Raw genomic sequence first — 25118 nt, 5'->3', positions numbered from 1 at the left:
CGAGGATTGAAACCCAAATCTGGTCGTGAATTCCGGAAGCCTCATCGGTAGCGCCTGCCCTCCAGGGCATGCGAGGATTGAAACGTAGATATGCATGACTGCGCCGCCTCTATCGTCAGTAGCGCCTGCCCTCCGGGGCAGGCGAGGATTGAAACTGAACAGAGATTGTTGCAACGCGCAAGGTCTGCTGGTAGCGCCTGCCCTCCGGGGCAGGCGAGGATTGAAACTTTTCGGATTGAGGGACATTCCGCACCAGTTTTGGTAGCGCCTGCCCTCCGGGGCAGGCGAGGATTGAAACAAAAGCCAGGTGTTGCTTAACGGCCACAGAGCGCGTAGCGCCTGCCCTCCGGGGCAGGCGAGGATTGAAACATTGACTTATCGCGTGGGCGGCAGCATAATCATTTCAAGCCGCACGACGTTCTGAACGTTCGGCCCGGGGGCACGCAAGTGAACATCGGGCAGTGCGGCTGTTCTATTTCTGCCGCTTCCATAACGTATATGGAACCACAAAACTGCGGCGCACTTCGAATACCACATCGTATGAAACTGCATCCATCTCGATTCTGACCGAGATCCGGTGCGCGCCGTTTTTCGATTTCGCGGGCTTGCCCGGGTGGATGGTTTTCACGGCATGCAACTGGTTTGCGAATTTCTCGAAGTCTGCCGCCTCCACCGGCAGCTGACCGCGCGCGATCTCCTGCGTTCCACCATGCGTATGCAGGATATGCAGCAGGTAGTCATGATCGAGCGCCAGCTGCTTGCCGGCCGTCGTAGCGCCTGCCCTCCGGGGCAGGCGAGGATTGAAACGATTGGGAGGGGTGTCGATTACATGTTGATGACCGGTAGCGCCTGCCCTCCGGGGCAGGCGAGGATTGAAACCCAGTAGCAGTAATCAGAAAATGGCCGCTTTTAGTAGCGCCTGCCCTCCCGGGATTTAAACCAAGTAGCTCCAGCGCGGCATGGCGAGGATTGAAACGCCATCGACAATGGCAAGCCTTCATGATCTCCGGGTAGCGCCCGCCTTTCATGGCGGTTAGGATCGGAGTCATGCTGTGATGATCGCCGAGATAGTCAGACCCAAAAGGTCCGCACATAAAAAAACCGCCAGCGATCCCGGCGGTTTTTTTATGCTTGCAAGGCTTACCTTGATGCCTTCTTGTCTTCGACGACAGGCACATGCGGGATGCCGTAGTCGTCCAGAATCTTGTTGATGTCGTCTTTCCTGCGCTCGAGCACCTGGTTGATCATCGCGATACGATCTTTGTCTTTCTTGCGTACGCCGACCGAAATGTTCCAGTATTCCTTGCCGTGTACGTTGTTCTGCTCGTATTCGGGGGCCGGCACCACCACCAGGTCGGCTCCGGATTTCTTGGCGAAATAACCGCCGATCGGGCCCCACACGATGGCGACATCGATATCGCCCTTGACCAGGTCGTCGATCATGAAACTCGGTGGCAGGTTGAGGTCGCGCTGGAGGCGATAGGGGCGTGAATTTTCCAGCAGGCCTTTATCCTCCAGCGGGCGGGAAGGCGGCGTCTGTCCGACCACGCCGATTTTGGCTTTATGCAGGTCGGAGGAATCCCAATCCTTGATGTTCAAGCCGCTGCTTTTCTTGTAGACAAAGACATAGCCGGAACGGTAATAGGGTTTGGAATTAAGCGTCATGTCGGCATCCGATGCCGTTCCCATCACCACGTCGCAGCGGTGCGCGCTAAGCGTGTTGCGGTAGAATCCCTGGCGGTCGTACCAGAACATGTAGTGCAGTTTTTTGCCCAAATCCTTGGCGATGAGTTCGGCGATCTTGTTTTCGAACCCTTCGCCGTTTTCATTGGAAAAAGGCAAATTATCCTTAGGTGCGCAGACCCGGAAAACGTTTGGGTCTTCGGTTGCCATCGGCAATCCCGGCGCGCCGCTTTGCAGGTATAGCTCTGCCTCGTCGGCCGAACAAACATTGGCCGTTACCGCTAAAAACAGTATTGCGAGAATTTTGTTGATTCTTGGCATGCTCATGTAATACCCCTGTTGTCCTTAGAAGCCGTTTAAAAATTATTGCGTCTGCTTGCGGGCGAGCGCAAAGCCGGCAGTGCTGGTCTGACAGCCGTTGCGCCGGTAAGTTCTTAAGCCGGCGCCGGGCCAAGGCAAGTTTAGCGCCAGAAAGGTTTTTGTGCGGCGAATTCGTGCCACGCTTCGTCCATGTGGTTAAGGCTATGCATGGCGTTACAGGCATTCCAGCCGGCGAAGATATACATGGCTTCGTCCAGCGTGCGGTCGGGGCGCGTGCCTATCAACTGGCGCAGCAGTTTTTCGGTGACCGCGATATCGTTGAGTATGCCCAGCCGGTCCTGGACCTGTGCCAGTTTGTGTATGAAGGCATGGCTTTTGCCCGGAGGGTAGAGGCTGGCGAAAAATTCCGCCGCATAGCGCAGTTTTTTGGCGGCAATGCGGGTTTGATGGCGTTCTTCGGGATGCATATGGATCAGCCGCTTGCCGTGCTGCCGCAATTGTTTGTGGCGCTTGGACAGGATGGCATGGGCAATATCGATCACGCCTGAATCGGTATCGGTACCGTCGCGCCAGCGTTCGTTTTCCAGCCAGGCTGCCAGCGTCAGCAGCAGGCCATGGTAGCGTTGCGAATCGAGCGCGTCGCGCACCCCGGCATAAGCCTTGCGCCGTGCGGAGAGGGCTTTGCTGCGCAGCCGCAGCAGACCGGCATGGTGTTCGAACTGCGCCAGCACCGGCGGCAGCGTCTGGGTAATGAACACGTCCAGGTCGCGCGCCGTGCCCAGCACCTCGGTAATCCATCCCAGTTCATCCAGCAGCGCCGCGCTGCTTTCGCGCCCCAGCAGGCCGCGGAATACCGCAAACGCCGAGCGCAGGCGGCGCAGCGCCACCCGCATCTGATGCACGCCTTCCACGTCATGGCCATGCAGCACCATGTCCTGGTTGCCTTGCAGGTGGTTGATGCATTCCCAGGCGATCTGCTTGAAAGCGGCAGTTGCGTCCGCATCGCGATCCAGCGCAGGCAACCGGGCCTTGAAAATGGCCGGAGGCTGCGGGCGGTAGTGGGCATAGCCGCGTTGCGCCTTGCTGATGTTTTCCAGCGTCAGCGGGATGTCCTGCTGCAGTGCCAGCGCCAAGTCGAACAGGCGCCCGGCATTGCCGTCTTTCAGTTCCAGTTCGATTTCGCTGATCGGCTCGCGTTTCCTGTCCGCAACCAACTGACCCAGGTCGAGCGCCAGCTCGATCTTGTCATTGTCAAAAGCGAGCTGCCATTCGGTGCGCTGCACTTCGGTGCGAAAAATCGGTTTGAGCGCATCGCGCAATTGCTGGTCGGCAAACAGCTTGATCAGGTCCGGGTCGAGGATGCGGGTAAAGTCCGGCTGACCGTTGGCAATAATATCTTCCCACTCCATGCGCTGATGCAGCCCAGCCAGCGAACTCCCCGCCGCTTTCACCGCCTGGAACCAGCCGCCCGCCATGCGCCGCACGCGCAGGCTGATGCCGGCGTCGTGCAATTTTAAATCGGGGGTGTCGTAATAAATGCTGGTGAGCTTGCGCGTGACCGGTTTGTCGACGCAAGCAGCGGCGACGGCCGGGTGTTTGCGCAGGCGCGCCGCATCCTTGCGGGCGATGCGCAGCTTGAGCTCGATCTCATTGCCCAATATCGTTTGCCTTCGTGAGCCAGTGCAGCAGCGGCGCCCATTGCTGCAGGTCGCGCGCGACTTGCGAGGGCCGGATATCGAACAGGGTGGCACCCTGTTCCGCTGCCAGGGCATAGACCTGGGCGTCGCGCAAACAGGTCAGCACCGGAAACTCCGCCCGTTTCATGAACTCGGCCAGGCTCGCGGCGGAGCGGGTACGGCTGTCGACCCGCATGCCGACTATCGCGACGAAGGTTTTCTGCTTGCGCACGGCCTTTTCCTCGGCCAGTATTTCGAGAAAAGCGCGCGTGGCGCCGATGTCGAACGCGGACGGCTGCACCGGGACGATGACCCAATCGGCCTGCCTGACCGCGTCGGAAAGTTTTTCATCGCGCATTCCGGCAGGGGAATCGGCAATCATCCATTCCGGCTCGAATACATGCGATTTGCGGCGTGGATCGTGGGCATGAATCAGCGGCAGCTTGTAAGGGCGGCGCTCTAGCCATTGCGTGGCGGATTGCTGGCGGTCGAGATCGGCCAGCACCACGCGCCGGCCGCGCGTGGCGAAATAGCCGGCGAGGTTGGTGGCTAGCGTGGTCTTGCCGCTGCCGCCCTTGGGGTTGGCGATGAGGACGCTTTTCATCGTTTCACAGCAAGTCCGGCGAGATCGCGACTTTGAGCATGGCTTCGGAACTGTTGCCGCGCTTCTTGTTGGCAAGCCACCAAACCGCCCCCTTTTTTACGTTCCAGCTATCGTTGCCCTGTGCCAGTATCCGCGCAAGCACGGCTCCCAATGTCGGCTGGTGGCCGACGATAACGACGGTGCCGCCGGCGCGTGGCCAGCCCGCGGCATCGATGAGCGCCTGCGCATCGGCGCCAGGGGCAAGTGCTTCCAGCGTGCTAAAATCCTTGGTCAGCGCGGTGGCGGTCTGTTGGGCGCGGGTTGCCGGGCTGACCAGGATGCGCGCATCTTCAGGTAGCCGGGACTGAAGCCATTGCGCCATTCGTGCCGCTTGCTTGTGGCCTTTTTCTGTCAGTGCGCGCTTCGCGTCGGGGAAGCCGTCTTCCGCTTCCGCATGGCGCCAAAGGATGAGGTCCATGGCTGTGAATGTTATCCAATCGGGAAGGCAAATCTTAACCTTACTGGCGTTGTCATGAAAGTGAAACATTTGTTGCAATGCCATTTACTGGTCAAAGGGTTATTTCCCGCTGCTGCCGGGGCTTCGCCACGCCTGCCTGGGCTGGAGGGAATGCTCGCGTTCGGCGGCGAACAACAACTATTCGAAGGCGGCGCGGAGCCCTGGCTGTGCAATGCATTCGGCGTGCGGCGGCAGCACGATTGGCCGGTCGCCCCGTTCGCCGCGTTGGGGGACGGCTTGGCGCCCGGCGAGCGGTATTGGCTGCGTGCCGACCCCGTCCATCTGCATTTGCTGCGCGACAGCCTGACAATGGCCGACGGCGTGCCGCTTGATCTTACCCTGGATGAAGCTCTGGCGCTGGCCGCCACGCTCAACCGCCATTTCGCCGCCGACGGCGTGCAGTTTCTCGTTCCCGCCGCCGCTCGCTGGTATCTGTACCTGGCGATTCCTTCCCGGATGAACACGCATCCGCTATCCGAAGCGATAGGCCGGGACGTCGACCGCCTGCTGCCGCAAGGTGCCGATGCCATGCAATGGCATGGCCGGATCAACGAGGCGCAGATGCTGCTGCACGACCATCCGGTCAACCTCGCGCGCGCGCAGCGCGGCCAGCTTGCGGTGAACAGCATCTGGCCCTGGGGCGGCGGCGTATTGATGCAGCCTGAAGGGACGCCATTCAATGCCGTCTGGTCGCAGGATGCGCTGGCCCAAGGCCTGACGGCGGTGCACGGAATCGAGGCGCAACCACTGCCGCAATCTTGCGCGGCCTGGCTGCATGGCATCACGACCGATGCGCATTTGCTGCTGCTGGATCAACTGGACCGCGCGGATTTGCGGCAGGATGCTGCGCACTGGTTCCAGGTGTTGCAGCAACTGGAGCAGCAGTGGTTCGCGCCATTGCTGCGGCAGCTGAAAGCGGGCCGCGTCGACAGCATTCATCTGCATCTGGCCGGATTCGGCCGGGTCAGGAGCTATACCGTTAACCACAATAATTTATGGAAATTCTGGCGCCGCCCCAGGCCTTTGGAGACCTATTTGCATGACTAGTATCGTTGCCCGCGACTACCCGCAGGAAGTGGCGCTGAGCCTCACCGCAGAAGGGCTGCACCCGGTGCTGGCCCGCGTTTATGCGGCGCGCGGCATTACCCGTGCGGCGCAACTGCAAACGGTGCTGGCCGGATTGATTCCGCCCGCGCAATTGCGCAATGCCGACCAGATGGCGGCGCTGCTGGCCGACGCGATAGCGCAGCACAAAAAGCTCTTGATCGTCGCCGATTACGATTCCGACGGCGCGACGGCATGCGCGGTGGGAGTGCGCGGGCTGCGCCTGTTCGGAGCGACGGTGGATTATCTGGTGCCCAACCGTTTCGACCATGGCTACGGCCTGACGCCGGAAATCGTACGGCTGGCGGCGCAGAGCAAACCCGACATCATCATCACCGTGGATAACGGCATCGCCAGCGTCGAAGGGGTGGCCGAGGCGAACCGTTTGGGCATCGCGGTGCTGGTGACCGATCATCATTTGCAGGGGGATGCGCTGCCGGATGCGGTCTGTATCGTCAACCCCAATGCGCACGGCTGCACTTTCCCCAGCAAGAACCTGGCCGGTGTCGGCGTTATTTTCTACGTGATGCTGGCATTGCGTGCCGAGCTGCGCCAGCGCGGCAGGTTTGCCGACGGCAACGAGCCCAATCTCACCGAGTTGCTCGATCTGGTGGCGCTGGGGACGGTGGCGGACGTGGTGCGGCTGGACGACAACAACCGCATCCTGGTCGACCAGGGTTTGCGCCGCATCCGTGCCGGCAAGGCCAGCCCCGGCGTGATCGCACTGCTGCGCGTTGCCGGGCGCGACCCGCGCCGCGCGTCCACCTATGATCTCGGCTTTGTGGTCGGGCCGCGTCTTAATGCCGCCGGGCGGCTGGAGGACATGGCGCTCGGCATCGAGTGCCTGCTGGCGCAGGAGATGGAGCAGGCGCAGGAACTGGCCGGCCGGCTGGACGCAATGAACCGCAACCGGCGCGAAATCGAATCCGACATGCAGCAGGCCGCGCTCGCCGCGCTGGAAGAGGTCTCGGCGCAGGATAGCTACAGCCTCAGCCTGTACGACCCCGAGTGGCACCAGGGCGTGATCGGCATCCTCGCCTCCAGGCTGAAAGAAAAATTTCACCGCCCGGTCATTACGTTTGCCCCGGCAGGAGACGGCAAGATCAAGGGTTCCGGCCGCTCCATCCCCGGGCTGCATTTGCGCGATGCGCTCGATCTCGTGTCCAAGCGCCAGCCGGATTTGCTGCTGAGCTTCGGCGGGCATGCGATGGCGGCCGGCCTGTCGCTGATGGAAGAAAATTTCCCGCGTTTTGCCGAGCTGTTCGAACAAGTGGCCAGCGAATTGCTTACTCCTGCCGATCTGGAACAGATGATAGAAACCGATGGCCTGCTGGCGGCGCACGATCATACGCTGGAGGCCGCGCTGGCCATCGACGGCGGCGTATGGGGGCAGGGCTTCGCCACGCCGGCTTTCCACGGCGAATTTGCGGTTGCGGAGCAGCGTGTCGTGGGCGAACGCCATCTCAAGCTGAAACTGAGGCGGGAAGGGCAGTTGCTCGACGCGATGCTGTTTTTTCAGGCCGACCCGCTACCTGCTGTCGTGCATGCGGTATATCAGCTCGGGGTGAATGAATACAACGGCCAGCAGAGCGTGCAATTGACGCTACGGCACTGGAATCCGGCATAGAAACCTGCGTCGGTACATTTTTGACCCTGCACCGGTTCGCGGGTAAAATGCGCCCCCTTGAAAGGGATGGAGCTGGGGCCTGTTTCAGCGGGGACGAAAGATGCGTTATGCCACAAAAGCGATGGATGCAAGGCGCGAGACGCAGCGAATGGCCGTTCCATTCGCAAGCTCCGCTACGCCGCAGGTGCGTTTTTGTGGCATGACCCTGCGGGACGGCCATGCTGAAATAGGCTCCCCATGAGGCGCAAGCTGGTAGTGGGCAACTGGAAAATGTACGGCAACCTGGCATGGAACAAGGCCCTGCTGGACGCCGCGGTGGAAGGCTTGCGCGATTATCGCAATGCCGACTATGCCATTTGCGTCCCCCATCCCTACCTGTGGCAGGCGCAGGCCATACTGCAGGGCACCAACATCGCCTGGGGCGGCCAGAACATGAACCAGTTCGAAGGCGGAGCGTTTACCGGATCGGTGGCGCCGCACATGCTGGTGGATTTCGGCTGCAGCTACGTCATCATCGGCCATTCCGAGCGGCGCGAACTGTGCAATGAAAGTGACCCGGTGGTCGCCGCCAAGTTCGAGGCCGCGGTCAAGGTTGGCATGAAGCCGGTTTTCTGCATAGGCGAATCGCGCGAAGAGCACGAAGCCGGGGAGGCCGAAGAAGTGGTGGCGCGCCAGCTGGACGCGGTGCTGACCCGAGTAGGTGCGGAGGGATTGGCCAAGGGGGTGCTGGCCTACGAGCCGGTATGGGCGATCGGCACCGGTCGCGGCGCTTCGCCGCACAAGGCGCAATCGGTGCATGCCTTCATCCGCAAGCGCATAGCCAGCCTTGATTCCGGCGTTGCGGCCAGTATCCGCATCCTGCATGGGGGTAGCGTAAGAGTCGCAAATGCGGCACAATTACTGTCTATGCCCGATATTGACGGTGCGTTGGTAGGTAATGCTTCGCTGGTTGCCGACCAGTTCATTGCGATCTGTCGTGCGGCAAATTGAAGGTTTGAGATAAGGTCTGATGGAAACTATTGTTTGGATTGTACATGCGCTGGCCGCGCTCGGCGTTATCGGCTTGGTATTGCTGCAGCATGGCAAAGGCGCCGACATGGGCGCCGCTTTCGGCAGCGGAGCATCGGGGAGCCTGTTCGGCGTTTCCGGTTCGACCAATTTTTTAAGCCGTGCGACTGCCGTGCTGGTCGCCGTGTTTTTCACCACCAGCCTGACGCTGGCCTATATTTCCAGTCATCGCGGCAAACAATCCAGCGTGATGGACGTGCATAGCAAGACGCAGCTACTGCCGGCCGCAGGCAATGCCAAAAAAGAGGCCCCGGCCGAGCCTCCCGCGGCCCCGTCGAAGTCCCAGGAGGTTCCCAAGTAATTCCCGCGGCAGGCTAGTCCTGCCCAGTATTAAGCCGACGTGGTGGAATTGGTAGACACGCTATCTTGAGGGGGTAGTGACGAAAGTCGTGCGAGTTCGAGTCTCGCCGTCGGCACCAATAAGCAGTATCAAGAAGTTTCAATAAGTCTCAGAATCCTCACAGAAGGCCCGTAAAACCTAGAGTTTTCGGGCTTTTTTGTTTTATCCGATCTCAGCGCGTCTTATTGCATCTCACATTCTTTGCTGGTATTTTCGCTGGTACTTAATTTGGTAACCGAAAACCTCATTTACCGAGATACCAGCAAATGGCAAAACCTGCGCGTCTGTTGGACGAGAAGACTATTCGCAATGCAAATTATCCCTAAGCTTCGCTGAGAGATGTTGCAATAAAACAACATCTTCTTATCCGATTTATGCAAATGTTAACGTTAATTAGTCCCCTGATTTACATAGAAAACCGCAAACGCAATCCAGAGTGGATTTGTAAGGCATTAAAAATATTATGGAAATTTGTGTTTACAGATGAATGCCCAGCGCGGAGAATAAAAGGACTAGGTTATCCGCATTTAGGGGTGCGGCTTTGACGGTCCCGCTGAATGCGCTAAATTTTTGGAGATAAAAATGAGTCGTTCCAGCCATACCGCGCGATTGATCAGTATCGCATCTGCAGCCTTCTCGTTGTCGTTTTCTTCGGCCGTTTTAGCGGTGGACGCCGATGCCGCGCTTACCTTGGCGAGGCAGAATGGATGTCTCAAGTGCCATGCCGTCGACAAGCACAAAGATGGGCCGGCGTATCGCGACGTCGCAGCCAAATACAAGGATAAAGACCACGCCGAGACCGTGAAGCGGTTGATCACTCATATCACCTCAGGAGAAAAGGCCAAGTTCCCCGATGGCCATGAGGAAGAGCACAAGATCATCAAGGTCAAGGATGTTGCCCAGCAAACCAACCTCATTGAATGGATTCTCTCGCTGCCAGGCGGGAAGTGGCCGGAAAATTGATGCTCTTGGAGTCGTGGGGCAATGGTGTGATATCGAAATAATGGGGAGAATAATAATGAAGTTTTTGCGAAAAATGCTGGCTGCGGGTGTGTTCGTCAGCGGGATATTGACTGGTTCATCCGTGCTGGCGGCTGAGCAGCCGCTCACCGACCACCTCCCTGACCTGGGGGCATCGGCCTCATCGCAGGGCAAAACCCCGACCATGGCCGAATCTCTCAAGCAGGATGCGGTGTGTACCAAGTGCCATGACGAGAATGAAACCAAGCCGGTACTTTCCATCTATGCGACACGGCACGGCGTCAAGGCGGATGCCAGAACTCCGACCTGTCAGGCTTGCCACGGCGAGAGCGAAGCCCATGTCAAGAATGTCGAAGGCAAGGAAACGCGCCCGGCACCCGATGTGCTGTTCGGCACCCGCAGCGGCAAAAATTCCTCGTTCCGCAGATCGGATGCGGAAGCGCAGAACAAGACCTGTATGGTTTGCCACCAGAATGCCCTGGGCAAGCGCACTTACTGGGCCGGTAGCCAGCATCAGAAGCGCAACGTGGCCTGCGTGTCCTGCCACGAGGTCCACGCCAAGGACGACAAGGTGCTGACCAAGGCCACGCAGCCCGAAGTGTGCTATAGCTGCCATAAGGAACAGCGTGCCCAGGCTCAGCGCATTTCTACCCACCCGATTGCCGCAGGCAAGGTTGGCTGTTCTGACTGCCACAATCCGCACGGTTCCGCAGGCCCCAAGCTGTTGGTCAAGAACACGGTTAATGAAACATGCTACACCTGCCATGCCGAGAAGCGCGGCCCGTTCCTTTGGGAGCATCCGCCGGCAACCGACGATTGCATGAATTGCCATACGCCGCACGGTTCGACTAATGCGCCGCTGTTGAAGGCCCGCGCCCCATGGTTGTGCCAGCAATGCCACGGCGATGGCGCGCCGCACCCGGGCCAGGTATACAGTGCAGCTAACCTGCCTGACGGCGCCGCATCCAATAACAATATCGGTACAACTGCCGCCGCACAGGCAATTAATCCCATTACCGGCACCCGGATCACAAGAAATAACCCCGAATCGAGGCTTGCTTTCCGCGGATGTCCCAATTGCCACTCGCAGATTCATGGATCTAACCATCCGGGCGGCAACAGGTTCCTGCGCTAATCGACATCACGATAGATCTTGGAAAATATCATGAGAAAAAATCAAGCATGTTTTACTGTTCGGGTTGCTACCGCTGCCGTGCAGGGAGCCCTGTTAAGCTTGGCCGTTCTTCCGGCTGCGTATGCGGACGATGCTGCAAGTCCATCTGTAGCCGATCTGGTCAAGCCTGGCAGCCATATCGAACTTGGGGTCGGCTATGTCAGCGACGATTCCTTCAAGCAAGGGGAATACAACGGCCTTGACAAGCAGGGTATCTATGCCATCGGGAATATTGATTTGCGCGGAGGTGGCGCCTACGACGGTGATAGCGCCATGCGGTATCGCATCAATGGCACGAACCTGGGTCTGGATACGCGTAACCTGACTGCGGAATACGGCCAACAGGGCTTATTCCGGCTGATATACGGCCATGACGAAATCAAGCGCAATTACTCCGACAGCTACAAGACGCTGTGGGATGGTGCAGGCGGCAGCACACTGACCCTGCCTGCGGAATACCCCCCCGCTGCCACGCGGGTGAGTTCAGCGGCCAGCGCCAATGCGGCACTGGCCAACTGGAACAATATCCAGGCACCCTATGCAACGGCTGCCTGCGCGGCCGCCGGCGGAACGCCAACCGGGGCCTGCCGCGGCCCGGGTATCTTGATCCCGGCGCTGATGAAGAATTTCGATGTCGAGACCAAGCGCACCATCGACGGGTTGGCGTTCAGCATGCAGTTCAGCCCGGGCTGGGAGATGAAGGCATCCGTTCGGCATGAGGAAAAAAGTGGCACCAAGCTGACCGGGGTCAACATGAACAGGTTCAGCGGCCCCAGCGCATTGCTGCCGGAACCGATCGATAGCACCACGGATTTGTACGAAGCCACCGTTGGCTATGCCAATGAAAGGGGGCATTTCAGCGTGGGCTATAACGGCTCCTTCTACAATAACGATATCGACGTTTGGAGTGCGCAGTACGCGGGTGCCGGTTCGACAACACCCGTGCCGGGCAATGTCGCGCATATGAGCGGCGCACCCGACAACCGTATGCATCAGATCAATCTGGCAGGCGGCTACAACTTTACCGACACCACCAAACTGGTGATGAGCGGTGCTTATACGCGCATGCTGCAGGACGAATCGTTCCTGGCGACGCCGACAGGCGCTACTTGGGTGTTGCCGGAAACTTCCGCGCATGCCAAGGTTGTCAATACCTTCTTTTCTGCGAAGCTGACGACCCGGCCGATGATGAACCTCGGTCTGAATTTCGGGTACAAGTACGACAACCGCGACAACCAGACACCGATTCGTGATTTCCTGGTGACTCCGGATTTGACTGGGGCAAGCACCCAATTCACCAACGAGCCCATCAACCGCCGCCTGCAACAGATCAACGTCGATGCGGATTATGCTTTTGCCGGCAGCCAAGGCATCAACGTGGGTTACGAATGGCAGGAGATCAAGCGTACCGCCGATGGTGAAGGGAGTCCGTTCCGGGCCAAGAAGACCTGGGAGAACACGCTCGGCGCCGAATACCGCAACAATCTTCTAGACAACCTCACCGGCCGTTTGGCCTATGCCTATTCGCAGCGACGGGCCTCGACGTACGAGGATGGGGATCCGGCTCCAGTCAGTCCGGCAGCGCCATTGCCGGCAGCCGATCCGCTGCTGCCCGGGTTCCGTCAGTTTTTCCTGGCTGACCGCAACCGCGACAAACTGCGGGGCTCGCTCAATTACCAGGTGACCGATGCCTTCGTGCTGCAGACTGATTTGTCGTACAGCAAGGATGATTATAACCATTCCAAGTATGGCCTGCAGGAATCCCGAAGCTGGGCGCTCAATCTGGACGGCGATTATGCGGTGAGCGAAAAGCTGTCCTTCAACGCCTATTACACCTATGAGGACATGAAATCCAGGCTGGATAGCTACGCCATCGCACGCGCCACTAGCATCACCATCTTGGATCCACACACGGCCTGTACCGCTTTTTCCGCTCCAGCCGGACACCAGCCGGCAGACTACTTCCAGGGCGACCCCTGTCGGCAATGGAGCGAAACCCAGGCTGACCGCGTACACACGCTGGGTTTAGGTTTCAAGTCCAAGGGGATGCTGAGCGGCAAGCTGGAACTTACCGGCGATCTCGCCTATTCCTATGCCAGAACCCCTGTCGACATGAGTGGCGGGAGCTATTACAACAACGGTGCTGCAGCGTTAAACAACGTATTCGTGCCCGCTCAATCCTTCCCCGACATCACCAGCCGCATGACCGACGTGAAACTGGACGGTGTATACAAGCTCGACAAATCGTCTTCGATACGGATGAACTATCTTTACCGGCACTTGACTACCCGGGACTGGCAATACGATGCCTATTCCAATTCTGCGCTCGGCGTAATTGCAGTGCAGGGCTACGTCGGCCCGGGCATTACTTCGCCGGACTACTCGGTGCACATGCTGGGTGTTTCCTACATCTACAGCTTCAAATAAGAAAGGGGCAACATGGGAAACCGGGCAGGAATCCTCAAGCGCTGCTGGCAAGCCCTGCGGCGGCCTAGCGTGAAATATTCGCTGCTGGCGCTGCTGGCAGTCGGCTTCTTTGCCGGCATCCTGTTCTGGGGCGGTTTCAACACGGGCATGGAGGCCACCAACCGCCTGGAGTTCTGCATCGGCTGCCATGAGATGCGCGATACGGTGTATCAGGAATACAAGGAAACCATCCACTACACCAACCGCACCGGCGTGCGTGCCATTTGCTCCGATTGCCATGTGCCCAAGGACTGGGGCCATAAAATGCTGCGCAAGATCCAGGCGAGCAAGGAAGTGTGGGGCAAGATCACCGGGTTCGTCGATACTCCGGAAAAATTCGAATCGCACCGCATGGAGCTAGCCACTCACGAATGGGAACGCATGAAGGCTTCGGGCTCGCGCGAATGCCGCAATTGCCATAACTTCGACAGTATGGACACGAAAAAGCAGAAGCCCAAGGCGCAGCAAAAGCATGCCCAGGCGAAGCAGGAGGGCAAGAGCTGTATCGACTGCCACAAGGGGATCGCCCACCTGTTGCCGAAGGAATACGTAGACCCGGACGAATAAGCGCCAGACGTCCAAGACCAATGCCCGCAAATGCAGCATTTGCGGGCATTTTGTTTGGCGGCGGAGCAATTGCCGGTAAACTGGCCGGCTACAGCACTCGAACAGGGTTGTAGCCTATGGACTGGCTGACGATCAAACTAATTTCCGCTTTTTTGTTGCCGCCGCTCAATTTTTTGCTGCTGGGCATCATCGGCTTGGCATTGCTCAAAACCCGGCCGGCATGGGGCAGGGGATTGCTGGGGCTGATGATCGCGCTGATGTGGCTGTTCTCGATGCCGATAACGGGCAATGCGCTGGACATGCTGCTGGAAAAAGATAGTGCCGGTGTGGTAAGGCTGCCGACTGGCGCCCAGGCGATCGTCGTGCTGGGCGGCGGCGTTTCTTTCGGCAGCCCGGAGTATACGGTCAGCAAGGATACGTTGGAGCGCCTGCGCTATGCGGCGATTCTGCATCGCCGCACGCGGCTGCCGATACTGGTGGCTGGCGGCGACACGGAGGCACGGGGGGTGTCGGAAGGGGCGCTGATGCAGAAAACCCTGAAGCAGGATTTCCAGGTGCCGGTGCAATGGGTGGAGGACAAATCCCATGACACCATCCAGAACGCCGCTTACAGCAAAAAGATACTCGACACCAACGGGGTGAGAACCATACTGCTGGTGACGCACGGCTGGCACATGGCGCGCTCGCGGAAGCTGTTCGAACAGTTAGGGTTCGAGGTATTGACGGCTGGGACCGGGTTCCATGACCTGGGCCATTTGACTGTCATCGATTTCCTGCCCAACGCGGAAGGCCTGGAAGGCAGCAGGATATTTTTCCACGAGATGATAGGCATGCTGTGGTCGGGCGGCCGCCAGCTGCTAAAGCAGTGAAACTAAAAGGACAAGGGCTTGTAGCCTGAGGTAATCGGATAGCGCCTGTCCTTGCCGAAGCCGCGATGGGTAATGCGCACGCCGACGGGCGCCTGGCGGCGCTTGTATTCGTTGCGGTCAATCAGCGTAATCACGCGCTTGACGTCGTGCTGCGTGAAACCGGCGGCGATGATGTCCTCCGGACTGCGGTCGTTCTCGACGTACATTTCCATGATTGCATCCAGCACCTCGTACGGCGGCAGGGAATCCTGGTCGGCCTGGTTGTGGCGCAGTTCCGCCGACGGAGCGCGCGTGATAGTGCGCTGCGGAATGATGGGAGCAAGGCTGTTGCGATAGTGGGCGAGACGGTATACCAGCGTTTTCGGCACGTCCTTCAACACCGCGTAGCCGCCCGCCATGTCGCCATACAGCGTGGAATAGCCTACAGCCATTTCGCTCTTGTTGCCGGTGGTCAGCACGATGCTGCCGAACTTGTTGGACAGCGCCATCAGCAGGGTGCCACGGATGCGAGCCTGCAGGTTTTCTTCGGCAAGATCGAACGGCAGGCCATCGAATTCATGTGCCAGCGTATCCAGAAAACTGTCGAAGACGTGCTTGATCGGCAGCTCGTCGTAGCGCACGCCGAGGGTGTCGGCCATGCTGCGGGCATCGGCCAGGCTGATGTCGGCAGTGTATTGCGACGGCATCATTACCGCGCGTACGCGGTCCTTGCCCAGCGCATCGACCGCGATCGCCAGCGTCAGCGCGGAATCGATGCCACCGGAGAGACCCAGCACCACACCGGGAAAGCCGCCCTTGATAATGTAGTCATGGACGCCGAGGCATAGAGCTTTGTAGACGCTGGCTTCCAGCCCCGGATCGGGGCAGATGTCGCCGCCGATGGGCTGGATGTCTTGCAGCTCGATGAAATCCAGTACTTCTTCGAAAGCCGGGAACTGGCTGGTGATATGGCCCGCACCGTTCATTGCGAAACTGGCGCCATCGAACACCAGTTCGTCCTGCCCTCCCACCAGGTTGGCATAAATGACCGGCATGCCGCTTTGGTTGATGCGGTCGCGCAACGTTTCATAACGCGTGAGCTGCTTGTCCAGATGGTAGGGCGAAGCATTCAGCGCGAGCAGCACCTGGGCGCCGTGCTGGCGCGCCAGTTGTGCGGGTTCCGGCTCCCAGACGTCGGCGCAGATATTGACGCCGAAACGTATGCCGCCCAGTTCGAACACCAGCGGTTCGCTGCCGGGCGTGAAATAGCGCACTTCATCGAACACGCTGTGGTTGGGCAGTACATGCTTGAGGTAGGTTGCCTCCACCTTGCCGTTGCGTATCAGCGATGCTGCGTTGTAGCGCTTGTCCCGGACCATGTGCGGGTGGCCGACCAGCAATGCGATGTCGTCGATATTGGCGGCGAGATCGGCCAACGCCGTCGCGCTGGCATAAAGAAAATCGTCGCGCAGCAGCAGGTCTTCCGGGGGATATCCAGTGAGCGCGAGTTCCGGCGTGATAAGCAGTTCCGCGCCTTGCGCACGTGCCCGTCGAGCGGCATCCAGGATGATGCCGGCATTGCCGGACAGGTCGCCGACGGTGAAGTTAAGTTGAGCGATGGCGATTTTCATGGGAAACGTAAGAACGCTTCGGGCTTAATACGACCCGCCCGCGCCCTTGATCAGGCGCACCATTTCGGCCCGCTGCCTTTTCATCGCATACACCAGCGCGGTGAGGCCGTATTGGTCCTTGGCTTTGACCTTGGCGCCGCGATCCAGCAACAGTTGCAGGATAGGCGTCGAACCGCTTTCCACCGCGTAATGCAATAAAGGCGTGCCTTCCGAATCCTTGAGGTTGACGTCGCTGCCTTTGTCTACCAGTAGTGTTGCGGCCTCGACCCTGCCGCGACGGATCGCCCAGGTCAACGCCGTCCATTCGGTAGTGTCCTTGGAGTCGATTTTTGCGCCGCCATCGATCAGCGCCTGCATCGCGGGCACGCGTCCTTCGCGGGCGGCATACATCAACGCGGTCGCGCCGAAGCGGTCGCGGGTCGAGGTGTCGGCGCCGTTCTTCAGCAGCGTCTGTACGGTTGGAACGTCGCCGTTTTTGGCGGCATACATCAGCACGGTTTTGCCATCGTCGCTCTTGGCGTTGGCGCTGGCTCCATGCTCGATCAGCAGGCCGACCGCATCGCTATAGCCGGAGGTCGACGCCAGCCCCAGCGCGCTCCAGCCGGCCTCGTCGCGAACGCCGATATCCGCGCCTTTGGCCAGCAGTACCTTCATGACTTCCAGAAAATCCTTTTTGGAGGCAAACATCAAGGCGGTCCAGCCGCCATTGTCCTTGGCGTTGACCTCGGCTCCCTTGTCCAGCAAAACCCGGGCCACTTCGGCATTGCCCTTGCGCGCGGCATACATCAACGCGGTGATGTCGTCCTTGTCCTTGGTGTTGGGGTTGACGCCGCTGTCCAGCATGGCTTGTACCGTGGCAAGGTCGCCCTTGGAGGCGGCGGTCAGCAGGTAGGGAATATCCTCATCCGCCCACGTCATCGGCGACAGCAGCAGAAGCCCGCACAGCAGGACCAGTGTTTTGGTCAATTTCATTCCCGATAATCCCCGTGGTTCATTTTGCATCGATTGCCGCCACTACCGCCTCGCCCAGCCCCGCTGGCGAACTGGCGACGACGACGCCGGCCTTTTCCAATGCGGCGATCTTGTCGGAGGCCTTGCCGCTGCCGCCGGAAATGATGGCCCCGGCATGTCCCATACGCTTGCCCTTGGGGGCGGTCTGTCCGGCAATGTAGGCAGCTACCGGCTTGGTGACATGGGAGCGAATATACTCCGCCGCGGCTTCTTCATCGTCTCCGCCGATCTCGCCTACCATGATGATGGCTTCGGTTTCCGCATCAGCCTGGAACAATTCCAGGCATTCGATGAAGTTCAGCCCCTTGATTGGGTCTCCGCCGATGCCGACGCAGGTGGTCTGTCCCAGCCCGAGCCGTGTGGTCTGGTTGACGGCTTCGTAGGTGAGCGTGCCGGAGCGCGATACAATGCCCACCTTGCCGCGCCGGTGAATGAATCCCGGCATGATGCCGATCTTGCATTCATCCGGCGTGATGACGCCGGGACAGTTGGGGCCGATCAGTTTTACGCCGTTGGCCTTGAGTGCCGCCTTGACGTTGAGCATGTCCAATACCGGGATGCCCTCGGTGATGCAGACGATGAGCGCGATGCCGGCGTCCGCCGCCTCCACGATGGAATCGGCGGCGAACGGCGGCGGCACGTAGATCACGCTGGCATTGGCGCCGGTGGCTTTCACCGCGTCACGCATGGTGTTGAGCACCGGCAGCCCCAGATGGGTCTGGCCGCCCTTGCCCGGCGTGACGCCACCCACCATCCTGGTGCCGTAGGCCAGCGCCTGTTCGGAATGAAACGTTCCCTGCTTGCCGGTGAAGCCCTGGCACAGCACTTTTGTGTTGTCGTTGACGAGTATGCTCATGTTAAGTACCTATGCCGCTGCGGCTACCGCGCGCTTGGCGGCGTCGGTCAGCCCATCGGCGGAAATAATGGACAGGCCGCTGTCACGCAGCATCTTCCTTCCCAGATCAACGTTGGTGCCTTCCAGGCGGACGACAACCGGGACTGTCACGCCCACTTCCTTAACCGCGGTGATGATGCCCTCGGCAATGATGTCGCAGCGCATGATGCCGCCGAAAATATTGACCAGTATCGCTTTCACGTTGGCATCGGAGAGGATGATCTTGAAGGCCTTGGCCACGGTTTCGGCCGTGGCGCCGCCGCCGACGTCGAGAAAATTGGCCGGCTGCCCGCCGTGCAGCTTGATCAGGTCCATCGTCGCCATCGCCAGCCCGGCGCCGTTGACCATGCAGCCGATGTTGCCGTTGAGCGCGATGTAGTTGAGCCCGGCGGCGTGCGCATCGGCTTCCTTGGCGTCGTCCTGGCTCCAGTCGCGCTGGTCGGCCAGCGTTTTCTGGCGGTACAAGGCATTGTCATCCACGCTGATCTTGCAATCCAGCGCCACCAGCGCGCCTGCCGTCGTCACCACCAGCGGATTGATTTCCAGCAGGGCGAGGTCGTTTTCCCTGAATAACTGGTACAGGCTCTTGAGCAGCTTGGTGAAGGCGCCGAGCTGGGTGCCTTCCAACCCCAGCGCGAACGCCAGGTCGCGCGCCTGGTAGTCGACCAGCCCCAGCAGTGGGTCGCATACTTCGCGCAGGATTTTTTCCGGGGCGGTGTGGGCGATTTCTTCGATCTCCATGCCGCCGGCCGCGGAGGCCACTACCACCACGCGTTCAATGCTGCGGTCCACCAGCAGGCTTAAATACAGTTCACGTGCAATCGGCAGGGTTTCCTCGATCAGCAGTTTGCTGACCGGCTGGCCTTCCGGAGCATTCTGCAAAGTTACCAGATTCTTGCCGAGCAAACCGGCGGCAACAGCACGTACCTCGTCGGCGGATTTCGTGACCTTGACGCCGCCGGCTTTGCCGCGTCCGCCGGCGTGGATTTGCGCCTTGACTACCCAGGCATGCCCCCCCAGTTCGGCCGCCGCCGCCGCTGCGGCCTCCGCGGTTTCCACCGTCACCCTCTGCGGGGTTGGAATGCCGTAGTGCTGCAGCAAGCGCTTGGCCTGAAACTCATGCAAATTCATGAAAAATCCCGTGCGAAAAATTAATGCAATTTTGGCTGAAAAGCAGAAAAGAAGCCAGCAGGCGAAATGACGATGTTACGGACGATGCGGGCTGGTGTGGCGTTAGCATGGTTTTTGCATGGTTTTATGCCGAGCTTGTAATAAAACGATCTACAGGAGAAATGCCAATGAAGATTTTCTTCGCTGTCGCCATGACCATGGTTTCCGCAGCTTGTCATGCGGTGGAATTCGGTCAGATTCACCCCGAAAAAAGCAACATTACCTTTATTTCGCGGCAGATGGGGGTGCCGATCGAGGGTAAATTCGGCAAATACAATGCCCATATCGCGTTCGACCCCGATCATCCTGAAGCGGCCAGGGCCCAGGTTGAGATAGAGATGGCCAGCATAGATGCCGGCAATCCTGATTCCAATGATGAAGTGAGAACCAAAGGTTGGTTCGATATCGAACAATTCAGAACCGCGAAGTTCGAGTCGAGCGGGTTCAAGGCACGCGGCGGCTCGTATGAGGCCGAAGGTAAAATGACCATTAAAGGGGTGACCCAGCCGGTCATGGTGCCCTTTACCGTTAAACTGGAAAACAATGTCGCGATTCTCGAAGGGCTGTTTCCCATTTCTCGGAAACAGTATGGCATTGGCACTACGGACTGGCTTGAGGTTGTGGGCGATGAAGTGAAGCTGCTATTTCGTTTTAATCTTGGGCCGCTCGGTAAATAATATTCAATGTACCATGCTTAATAGAGTGAACAGTCATGGGTATTAATTTTTCTAATAGCATTAATTTATGCAAAGTCAGTTGACCCGGTATCCCACTATCTAGGATAATTACCTCCGCTTGGCCACTTCACAGTCTCGAATAGGCTGTCGCGATGACAGCCTGAGTCTTGCGGCTTTACAAAAATCACTTGGATTATTCGATTTAGCGTGCTGGAAAATTACTTTCCGATTTTGCTGTTTATTCTGGTTGGGCTGGCCGTCGGCGTCGTGCCCATGGTCATTGGCAAGCTGGTCGGCCCCAGCCGTCCGGATAGCGAAAAAAATTCTCCTTACGAATGCGGCTTCGAGGCTTTCGAGGATGCGCGCATGAAGTTCGACGTGCGCTACTATCTGGTCGCGATCCTATTCATCCTGTTCGATCTGGAAATTGCCTTCCTGTTTCCCTGGGCAGTGGTGCTGAAGGAGATCGGCCTGTTCGGTTTTGTCGCCATGATGGTGTTCCTCGGCATCCTGATCGTCGGTTTTGTCTATGAGTGGGTGAAGGGGGCGCTGGAATGGGAGTGACGGTGCGAGCAGGAAGCGTGCTGGTTGAGTCGATGGTGTCGGTTCGGAGACGGCAGGCATGAGCATCGAAGGCATCATGGAGAAGGGGTTCGTCACGACGACCCTGGATACCGTCATCAATTATACCCGTACCGGTTCGATGTGGCCGATGACCTTCGGGTTGGCCTGCTGCGCGGTGGAAATGATGCATGCCGGCGCTTCGCGCTACGACCTCGACCGTTTCGGCATCGTGTTCCGCGGCAGTCCCCGTCAGTCCGACGTGATGATCGTCGCCGGCACGCTGATCAACAAGATGGCGCCCGCATTGCGCAAGGTTTACGACCAGATGGCCGAGCCGCGCTGGGTGATCTCGATGGGGTCGTGTGCCAATGGCGGCGGCTATTACCATTACTCCTATTCTGTCGTGCGCGGCTGCGACCGCATCGTTCCGGTCGACGTCTATGTGCCGGGTTGCCCGCCGACCGCAGAAGCGCTGTTGTACGGCATTATCCAGTTGCAAAACAAGATCAAACGCACCAATACCATCGCCCGATAAAACCACCTATGAGCCCCCGTCTGGAAAAGCTGGCAGAAAGCCTCAGGAACGCGCTTGGCGACAAGCTGGCGCGGCTGGCCGAGCATGTCGGCGAGTTGACCGTCGACATCAAGGCCGCCGATGCCGTGGCGGTTTGCACAATATTGCGCGATGGTGCGGGTCTGCAGTTCGAGCAGCTGATCGATCTGTGCGGCGTCGATTACAGCGATTACAAGGAAGGTTTGTGGGAAGGGCGCCGCTACGCGGTGGTCTATCATCTGCTTTCCGTCGCGCTCAATCAGCGCGTGCGGATCAAGGCCTTCGTCGAGGACGACGATTTCCCGCTGATTGCCTCTATGGTTGGCATATGGCCCGTGGCCAACTGGTTCGAGCGCGAGGCGTTCGATCTCTACGGCATCATGTTCGACGGCCATCCCGACTTGCGCCGCATCCTCACCGACTACGGCTTCATCGGCCACCCGTTCAGAAAAGATTTTCCGGTAATCGGCAATGTCGAGATGCGCTACGACCCGGATCAGCAGCGCGTGATTTATCAGCCGGTCTCCATCGAACTGCGCAACAATGTGCCGCGCATTATCCGCGACGAGGGCTTCCATCGTGGCTGATTCCGCATTGCGTTCAAACGAATACGGCGTTGTCGGCGCTTGCCGTACTATTCGTACTGTCTGCGCGCCTCCGCCTTGTCTTCGTTTGAACGCAATGCGGAATGAAGAGGTGACGTATGGCTGAAATCAGAAACTACACAATGAATTTTGGCCCGCAGCACCCAGCCGCTCACGGCGTGCTGCGCCTGGTGCTGGAGCTGGACGGCGAAGTGATCGAGCGAGCCGACCCGCATATCGGGCTGCTGCACCGCGCCACCGAAAAGCTCGCGGAAAATCGTACCTTCCTGCAGGCTCTGCCGTATATGGATCGCCTCGACTATGTGTCGATGATGTCCAACGAGCACGCCTATGTGATGGCGATCGAAAGGCTGATGGGCGTCGAAGTGCCGGAGCGCGCGCAGTACATCCGGGTGATGTTCGATGAGATCACCCGCATCCTCAACCACTTGCTGTGGCTGGGCGCGCACGCGCTGGACGTGGGGGCGATGACGGTGTTCCTGTACGCCTTCCGCGAGCGCGAAGACCTGTTCGACGTATATGAGGCGGTGTCCGGCGCGCGCATGCATGCCGCCTATTACCGTCCGGGCGGCGTCTACCGCGATCTGCCGGACCGCATGCCGCAGTATGAGGCATCGAAGATACACGGCGCCGCCGACATCCGCCGCATGAACGAGAACCGCCAGGGCTCGCTGCTGGATTTTATCGAGGATTTCACCAGCCGCTTCGATGGTTATGTCGACGAATACGAAACGCTGCTCACCGACAACCGTATCTGGAAGCAGCGTACCGTCGGCATCGGCGTGGTGGCGCCGGAGCGCGCGCTGGCGCTGGGCATGACCGGCCCGATGCTGCGCGGCTCGGGCATCGCCTGGGATTTGCGCAAGAAGCAGCCGTACGAAGTGTACGATCGCATGGATTTCGACATCCCCATCGGTACCAACGGCGACTGTTACGACCGCTATCTGGTGCGCATGGAAGAGTTCCGCCAGTCCAACCGCATCATCAAGCAATGCGTTGCCTGGCTGCGCGCCAACCCCGGCCCGGTGATCAGCGACAACTACAAGATGGCGCCGCCGTCGCGCGAAACCATGAAGCACGACATGGAGGCGCTGATCCACCACTTCAAGCTGTTTACCGAGGGCTTCCATGTGCCGGAAGGCGAAGCTTACGCCGCAGTGGAGCACCCCAAGGGCGAATTCGGCATTTACCTGGTTTCCGACGGCGCCAACAAACCTTACCGCCTGAAAATCCGCGCACCCGGCTTCGCGCATCTGGCCGCGCTGGACGAAATGACGCGCGGCCACATGATCGCCGACCTGGTCGCCATCATCGGCACGCAAGATATTGTTTTCGGAGAGATTGACCGCTGATGCTTTCCCCTGAATCCCTCGCCAAGATCGACCGCGAGCTGACCAAGTATCCGGCCGATCGCCGCCAGTCCGCGGTGATCTCGGCGCTGCGCATCGCCCAGCAGGAAAAGGGCTGGCTGGCCAAGGACACCATCGAGTTCGTCGCCGAATATCTCGGCATTCCGGCCATCGCCGCGCTCGAGGTGGCGACCTTTTACAACATGTACGACCTTGAGCCGGTGGGCAAGCACAAGATCACCGTATGCACCAATATCTCCTGCATGCTGCGCGACTCCGCCGCCATCGTCGAGCATCTGGAACACAAGCTGGGCGTGCATTGCGGCGAAACCACGCCGGATGGCAAGTTCACGCTCAAGGAAGGCGAATGCATGGGCGCCTGCGGCGGCGCGCCGCTGCTGCACGTCAACAACACGGACATGCACGAGCACCTGACTCCGGAAAAGGTCGATGAACTGCTGGCGGGGCTGAAATAATGGCCAACGAAGTCTGCTTCCGTACCCTGCACCTGCCCAATCCTGGCGCGCTGGAAACCTACCGCAGCATCGGCGGCTACGATACGCTGAAGCGCATTGTGACGGAAAAAATCCCGGCCACCGAGATCATCAGCCAGATCAAGGTTTCCGGTCTGCGCGGCCGCGGCGGCGCGGGCTTTCCCACCGGCCTCAAGTGGAGCTTCATGCCGCGCTATTTCGACGGCGAGAAGTACATCGTCTGCAACACCGATGAAGGCGAGCCGGGCACGTTCAAGGACCGCGACATTATCCGTTACAACCCGCACCAGCTGATCGAGGGCATGGCGATTGCCGCCTACACGCTGGGTGCGCGCGTCGGCTACAACTATATCCACGGCGAAATCTGGGCGGAATACGAGCTGTTCGAAAGGGCGCTGGACGAAGCGCGCGCGGCGGGCTTTTTGGGCGACAACCTGTTCGGCACCGATTTCAGCTTTCATCTGTATGCGCACCACGGCTACGGCGCCTATATCTGTGGCGAGGAAACCGCGCTGATCGAATCCATCGAAGGCAAGAAGGGCCAGCCGCGCTTCAAGCCGCCGTTCCCGGCGAGCTTCGGTGTGTTCGGCAAGCCCACCAACGTCAACAATACCGAATCCTACGCTTCCGTGCCCTACATCATGCAGCACGGCGGCCAGGCGTTCATGGACCTGGGCGTGCCGAATTCCGGCGGCACCAAGCTGTTCTCGGTGTCCGGCCACGTGGAAAAGCCCGGCAACTTCGAGATCGGCATGGGCACGCCGTTTCCGGAACTGCTGGCTTTGGCCGGCGGCGTCTGGAAAGGGCGCAAGCTTAAGGCGGTGATCCCCGGCGGTTCCTCGACTGCCGTGGTGCCGGCCGAACTGATGATGCAGTGCACCATGGATTACGATTCCATTTCCAAGGTCGGCGGCTCCAGCCTGGGCGCGGGGTCGGTGATCGTGATGGACGATTCCACCGACATGGTCAAGGCGCTGGATCGCCTGTCCTATTTCTACTACGAGGAATCCTGCGGCCAGTGTACGCCTTGCCGCGAGGGCACCGGCTGGATGTGGCGCGTGGTGCGCCGCATCGCCGAGGGCCGTGGCCGCATGGAAGACCTCGACCTGCTCACCAACGTGGGCGAGAACATTTCCGGCCGCACCATCTGCGCGCTGGGCGAGGCGGCGGCGACGCCGGTAATCAGTTTCATCAAGCATTTCCGGCCGGAGTTC

Annotated in this window: 26 protein-coding genes, 1 tRNA gene and 1 CRISPR repeat array; of the genes, 18 read left to right on the top strand and 9 right to left on the bottom strand. The window is 59.4% G+C overall.

What is annotated here, in order from left to right; genetic code table 11:
- Positions 1-47: 47 nt before the first annotated feature.
- Positions 48-369: direct repeats of the CRISPR family, unit length 37 nt; unit sequence GTAGCGCCTGCCCTCCGGGGCAGGCGAGGATTGAAAC.
- A 103-nt stretch (positions 370-472) separates the two neighbouring features.
- Positions 473-628: a hypothetical protein gene (locus VGK14_RS14585; RefSeq protein ID WP_331509833.1), complete on the bottom strand. Its 156-nt coding sequence runs from the start codon at positions 626-628 to the stop codon at positions 473-475.
- A 3-nt stretch (positions 629-631) separates the two neighbouring features.
- On the opposite strand from VGK14_RS14585, the gene VGK14_RS14580 reads away from it, so the two are divergent.
- On the top strand, positions 632-886 hold the full coding sequence (locus VGK14_RS14580; protein ID WP_331509832.1) for a hypothetical protein: 255 nt from the start codon (positions 632-634) through the stop codon (positions 884-886).
- Positions 887-1140: 254 nt separating this feature from the next.
- Here the strand turns inward: VGK14_RS14580 and VGK14_RS14575 are convergent, their stop codons facing one another.
- The 4 genes from VGK14_RS14575 to sixA form a co-directional block, all read right to left on the bottom strand.
- Positions 1141-2004: a substrate-binding domain-containing protein gene (locus VGK14_RS14575; protein ID WP_414691729.1), complete on the bottom strand. Its 864-nt coding sequence runs from the start codon at positions 2002-2004 to the stop codon at positions 1141-1143.
- A gap of 140 nt (positions 2005-2144) precedes the next feature.
- Complete coding sequence (locus VGK14_RS14570; RefSeq protein WP_331509829.1) at positions 2145-3662, bottom strand: CHAD domain-containing protein; 1518 nt, start codon at positions 3660-3662, stop codon at positions 2145-2147.
- Positions 3652-4284 (bottom strand): ParA family protein, encoded by a 633-nt coding sequence (locus tag VGK14_RS14565; protein ID WP_331509828.1) that lies wholly within the window; start codon positions 4282-4284, stop codon positions 3652-3654. The genes VGK14_RS14570 and VGK14_RS14565 overlap by 11 nt, the downstream gene beginning before the upstream one ends.
- Before the next feature lie 4 nt (positions 4285-4288).
- Positions 4289-4741, bottom strand: coding sequence for a phosphohistidine phosphatase SixA (gene sixA, locus VGK14_RS14560; RefSeq protein WP_331509827.1), 453 nt, complete (start codon positions 4739-4741; stop codon positions 4289-4291).
- Between the two features lie 54 nt (positions 4742-4795).
- Between sixA and VGK14_RS14555 the strand changes: the two genes are divergently transcribed.
- The 10 genes from VGK14_RS14555 (at position 4796) to VGK14_RS14510 (ending at position 14976) form a co-directional block, all read left to right on the top strand.
- Positions 4796-5827: a phosphoglycerate mutase gene (locus VGK14_RS14555; protein WP_331509826.1), complete on the top strand. Its 1032-nt coding sequence runs from the start codon at positions 4796-4798 to the stop codon at positions 5825-5827.
- Complete coding sequence (gene recJ / locus VGK14_RS14550) at positions 5820-7511, top strand: single-stranded-DNA-specific exonuclease RecJ (RefSeq protein ID WP_331509825.1); 1692 nt, start codon at positions 5820-5822, stop codon at positions 7509-7511. The genes VGK14_RS14555 and recJ overlap by 8 nt, the downstream gene beginning before the upstream one ends.
- A gap of 237 nt (positions 7512-7748) precedes the next feature.
- Positions 7749-8501, top strand: coding sequence for a triose-phosphate isomerase (gene tpiA, locus VGK14_RS14545; protein WP_331509824.1), 753 nt, complete (start codon positions 7749-7751; stop codon positions 8499-8501).
- A gap of 19 nt (positions 8502-8520) precedes the next feature.
- On the top strand, positions 8521-8880 hold the full coding sequence (gene secG, locus VGK14_RS14540; protein ID WP_331509823.1) for a preprotein translocase subunit SecG: 360 nt from the start codon (positions 8521-8523) through the stop codon (positions 8878-8880).
- Positions 8881-8913: 33 nt separating this feature from the next.
- A tRNA-Leu gene (locus tag VGK14_RS14535) sits at positions 8914-8998 on the top strand.
- Positions 8999-9501: 503 nt separating this feature from the next.
- On the top strand, positions 9502-9882 hold the full coding sequence (locus VGK14_RS14530; RefSeq protein ID WP_331509822.1) for a c-type cytochrome: 381 nt from the start codon (positions 9502-9504) through the stop codon (positions 9880-9882).
- A gap of 55 nt (positions 9883-9937) precedes the next feature.
- Positions 9938-11035, top strand: coding sequence for a DmsE family decaheme c-type cytochrome (locus VGK14_RS14525; protein ID WP_331509821.1), 1098 nt, complete (start codon positions 9938-9940; stop codon positions 11033-11035).
- 99 nt (positions 11036-11134) lie between these two features.
- Entirely contained in the window at positions 11135-13501 is a 2367-nt protein-coding gene (locus VGK14_RS14520) for an MtrB/PioB family decaheme-associated outer membrane protein (protein ID WP_331509820.1), read from the top strand.
- A gap of 69 nt (positions 13502-13570) precedes the next feature.
- Positions 13571-14107 carry a NapC/NirT family cytochrome c gene (locus VGK14_RS14515; protein WP_331509819.1) on the top strand — a complete coding sequence of 179 codons (537 nt, stop codon included), beginning with the start codon at positions 13571-13573 and terminating at the stop codon, positions 14105-14107.
- 116 nt (positions 14108-14223) lie between these two features.
- Positions 14224-14976, top strand: a complete 753-nt coding sequence (locus tag VGK14_RS14510; protein ID WP_331509818.1) for a YdcF family protein — start codon at positions 14224-14226, stop codon at positions 14974-14976.
- Positions 14977-14978: 2 nt separating this feature from the next.
- On the opposite strand, the gene VGK14_RS14505 is transcribed toward VGK14_RS14510, so the two are convergent.
- Genes VGK14_RS14505 through sucC form a run of 4 tightly spaced genes read right to left on the bottom strand, consistent with a single transcriptional unit; the run spans position 14979 to position 19623 of the window.
- A complete protein-coding gene (locus VGK14_RS14505; protein WP_331509817.1) occupies positions 14979-16586 on the bottom strand; it encodes an NAD+ synthase in 1608 nt (535 codons plus the stop codon).
- A gap of 24 nt (positions 16587-16610) precedes the next feature.
- Positions 16611-17558 (bottom strand): ankyrin repeat domain-containing protein, encoded by a 948-nt coding sequence (locus tag VGK14_RS14500; RefSeq protein WP_331509816.1) that lies wholly within the window; start codon positions 17556-17558, stop codon positions 16611-16613.
- Between the two features lie 19 nt (positions 17559-17577).
- Positions 17578-18453, bottom strand: a complete 876-nt coding sequence (sucD, locus tag VGK14_RS14495) for a succinate--CoA ligase subunit alpha (RefSeq protein ID WP_331509815.1) — start codon at positions 18451-18453, stop codon at positions 17578-17580.
- 9 nt (positions 18454-18462) lie between these two features.
- On the bottom strand, positions 18463-19623 hold the full coding sequence (gene sucC, locus VGK14_RS14490) for an ADP-forming succinate--CoA ligase subunit beta (protein WP_331509814.1): 1161 nt from the start codon (positions 19621-19623) through the stop codon (positions 18463-18465).
- A 23-nt stretch (positions 19624-19646) separates the two neighbouring features.
- Here sucC and VGK14_RS14485 point away from each other — a divergent pair, with 23 nt between their 5' ends.
- The 7 genes from VGK14_RS14485 to nuoF form a co-directional block, all read left to right on the top strand.
- Complete coding sequence (locus VGK14_RS14485) at positions 19647-20339, top strand: YceI family protein (protein WP_331509813.1); 693 nt, start codon at positions 19647-19649, stop codon at positions 20337-20339.
- A gap of 207 nt (positions 20340-20546) precedes the next feature.
- Positions 20547-20903: an NADH-quinone oxidoreductase subunit A gene (locus VGK14_RS14480; RefSeq protein WP_331509812.1), complete on the top strand. Its 357-nt coding sequence runs from the start codon at positions 20547-20549 to the stop codon at positions 20901-20903.
- A gap of 58 nt (positions 20904-20961) precedes the next feature.
- Positions 20962-21438: an NADH-quinone oxidoreductase subunit B family protein gene (locus VGK14_RS14475; RefSeq protein ID WP_331509811.1), complete on the top strand. Its 477-nt coding sequence runs from the start codon at positions 20962-20964 to the stop codon at positions 21436-21438.
- A gap of 8 nt (positions 21439-21446) precedes the next feature.
- Positions 21447-22043: an NADH-quinone oxidoreductase subunit C gene (locus tag VGK14_RS14470; RefSeq protein WP_331509810.1), complete on the top strand. Its 597-nt coding sequence runs from the start codon at positions 21447-21449 to the stop codon at positions 22041-22043.
- Between the two features lie 116 nt (positions 22044-22159).
- Positions 22160-23413: an NADH-quinone oxidoreductase subunit D gene (locus VGK14_RS14465; protein ID WP_331509809.1), complete on the top strand. Its 1254-nt coding sequence runs from the start codon at positions 22160-22162 to the stop codon at positions 23411-23413.
- On the top strand, positions 23413-23886 hold the full coding sequence (gene nuoE, locus VGK14_RS14460; RefSeq protein ID WP_331509808.1) for an NADH-quinone oxidoreductase subunit NuoE: 474 nt from the start codon (positions 23413-23415) through the stop codon (positions 23884-23886). The genes VGK14_RS14465 and nuoE overlap by 1 nt, the downstream gene beginning before the upstream one ends.
- Positions 23886-25118, top strand: a 1233-nt coding sequence (nuoF, locus tag VGK14_RS14455; protein WP_331509807.1) for an NADH-quinone oxidoreductase subunit NuoF, incomplete at its 3' end; no start/stop codon positions are given. The genes nuoE and nuoF, both read left to right, overlap by 1 nt.

It is taken from the genome of Novimethylophilus sp., from assembly GCF_036504375.1.
Taxonomy (GTDB): domain Bacteria; phylum Pseudomonadota; class Gammaproteobacteria; order Burkholderiales; family Methylophilaceae; genus Novimethylophilus.
This window is presented reverse-complemented; position numbering and strand designations above follow the sequence as displayed.